This window comes from Xenophilus sp. Marseille-Q4582 (assembly GCF_916700565.1).
GTDB lineage: Bacteria > Pseudomonadota > Gammaproteobacteria > Burkholderiales > Burkholderiaceae_C > Xenophilus.
In genome coordinates, this window is record NZ_CAKAKO010000011.1 from 1 (window position 1) to 2,381 (window position 2,381).

3 protein-coding genes are annotated in these 2,381 nt (G+C 63.8%); all 3 read right to left on the bottom strand.

The window, feature by feature from the left end; all coding sequences use genetic code 11:
* Positions 1–60 precede the first annotated feature (60 nt).
* A complete protein-coding gene (locus LG388_RS26575; RefSeq protein ID WP_225785542.1) occupies positions 61–1,026 on the bottom strand; it encodes a hypothetical protein in 966 nt (321 codons plus the stop codon).
* Positions 1,027–1,681: 655 nt separating this feature from the next.
* Entirely contained in the window at positions 1,682–1,894 is a 213-nt protein-coding gene (locus LG388_RS26580; protein WP_225785543.1) for a major capsid protein, read from the bottom strand.
* Between the two features lie 213 nt (positions 1,895–2,107).
* A partial coding sequence (locus tag LG388_RS26585; protein ID WP_225785544.1) for a hypothetical protein occupies positions 2,108–2,381 on the bottom strand: 274 nt, incomplete at its 5' end.

The following is a 2,381-nucleotide window of genomic DNA, read 5'->3' on the forward strand; positions in this document are numbered from 1 at the left end:
GCCATGCTGCCGACCAGGTGAAGGAGCCCTTGCAGGGCAACGGCGATGATCCAGGGCATTTCAGCCTCGCGTGATGATCCGGCCGGCCAGCAGCATGGCGACGGCGACCAAGAGGTTACCGAGCATGCCGAGCGAGCCGCACAGGTTGTTGAAAGGCAAGGTGACGGTGAAACCCTGAATGACCAGCTCCTTGTTCAGCTCACAGGAGCCGCCCCCGAGGGCATCATTGGTATCGATGCGGTTGGACATGCTGACTTCCTCGTTGTTCGGGTTGTCGCCCGTCACGTTGGTCTTGTCCTTCTGCATTTCCGTGTTGACCTCGGTCTGCGCTTCGCCTTCGGTGTTGAGCAACTGGCAGTTCCGGGTGTGCTGTTCCTTCGCCATGGCGTTGGTCACAGCGTCGTCGCTGATCGCCACGAAGCCGGAAGCGCAGTTGCCGGCGAAGCTGGATTCGCCGCCCTGGCCGTTACCCCCTCCCCCGCCGCTGCCGCTGCCCGTCTGCCCTTTGCTGCCGGTGCCGGTGCCGCTCGACGGGCATGCGCCGTTTCCGGGCTCCCGGGCGCACAAGGTGCCCTTGTTCTCGGTCACCGTGTTCGTTGTCGTGCCAGTGGTATTGCCGTTCGCATCCTTGGTCGTGGTCTTGGTTTCGGTCTTACAGGTGTCACCGATGCACGTGGTCTTGGTTTCCTTGATGGTCTCGGTGCCGTCTGCGCCCTTGGTCTTGCTGGTGCCATTCCAATCGACGCCGGATGTGGGGTCAGGCTTGGCGCAGTAGTACATGCCCAGCACTTCGCCCTGGTAGCCGCCAATGCAGTCGGACGGCTTCGCCTCTGGCTCTTTCGTGGTGCCCTCCGGTTCGGCCGGTGGATCGCCAAGAGTGCACGTTCCGCCCGTAAACACGGCATCGCCTTGCGTGTAATACGTGCCGTCGGGATCGGGAAACGAGCGCGTGTTTGTCAAGCCGATCTTGCAACCGCCCTCTGTGGGCACGTCTCCCGTCTGATAGCCAGGCGTTGGCACTTCCATGCCGTCAGTGGTGCCAATGCCGGCATAGCACCCGCTTGTAGCGCCCCGCCCCTTCACCTCCCAAAAACCGAGGTCCTTACCGCCCACAGCGCGGCACCAGTCTTTCCACTTTTCAGAAGGTGGCGCTTCGGGCTCGCACTGCGGTCCTTGGGAGCCGTCCGTCTGTACGTACCCCGGCTTGCAAACGCACACGCCATTGACCAACTCACTGTTGGCAACACACAGCCCAGCGCCGGCGATATATCCATAACTCTGAACGCTATTGTTGTACTGATTCTGCGACCGTAGCTGGCACCCGGGCTCCGTCGAAACAATCGTCACAGTCCAAGGAAACGCGGCCCCGGCATTTACAACGGTCTCCCGATCCGCTCTCATCGCCTCACAAGCTGCCGCCTTACTGCTATGCCATCCAACCCGGTCCTGGTAGTCAGCAATGCTCCAGCTGGACGACACAGGGAAGCTCGCATGCGCGGCTGCGCCGACCAGCGCGAAGACGCAAACAATCAGCCGGAGAAGATGAGCCATAGCGCCCCCAGCACTGCCACGATGACGAAGATTCCGCCTTGGTCCATTTCCCGCCTCAACGATGCGCGCGACGGCACGCATGGGTGAAGCGCCCCGGGTGATCAGGCCGGGGGCTCGGGTCACGCTGCGATTACGACAGCGCGGCGCGGACCCACTTGAACGCGCGCACAGCGCCGTAGATCATCAGCACGGCCACGCCCACCAGGCCGACCGGCGCGGCCTGGGCGCCGATGTCGGTCACGAGGTCGGCGACGTCGATGGCGGCCGCGTTGGCCGAGGAAGCCAGAGCAGCACCAGCAGCCAGGGCGCCATAGCGGAGGGATTCACGGTTGATACGGTTCATTTCGGTTCCTTTCATGCTCACTCGGAGCTTTGGTTTCCATCACCAGTAGAGAGGACGCGGAGGACCATTCGCACGGCCCATCCGACCATCCACACCGCGCCGATGGCGAGCGCGATTTGTGCGCCTTCCGCTTTCGTCACCTGAAAGGGAGGCAAAGAGAGTTCGTGCACCACGGTGACCGTGCAGGCCTCGGGGCACGTGATGACTGTTGGCTCAGGCACCGCGCTTGTCCGCGTGCTGTGCGGCCACGCCTTCGCGCCACGCGGCCTTTTCCTCGGCGGTCCAACTCGGATCGAACTGCCGGCGCATGTAGCCGCTGTCCCATGCAGCGGTCACGGCGTTCTGCCTCGCCAGCTCGTGCTCCTCGTGGCTCCCTGCGGCCGGCACATCGCCGTAGCCGAGGGCCATGCGACACCACTTCGCGGCATGTACCGCGCCGAGCACCAAGAGGCACGCGAGGCCGACAGAGCCGACCGCTCCGGCCGCA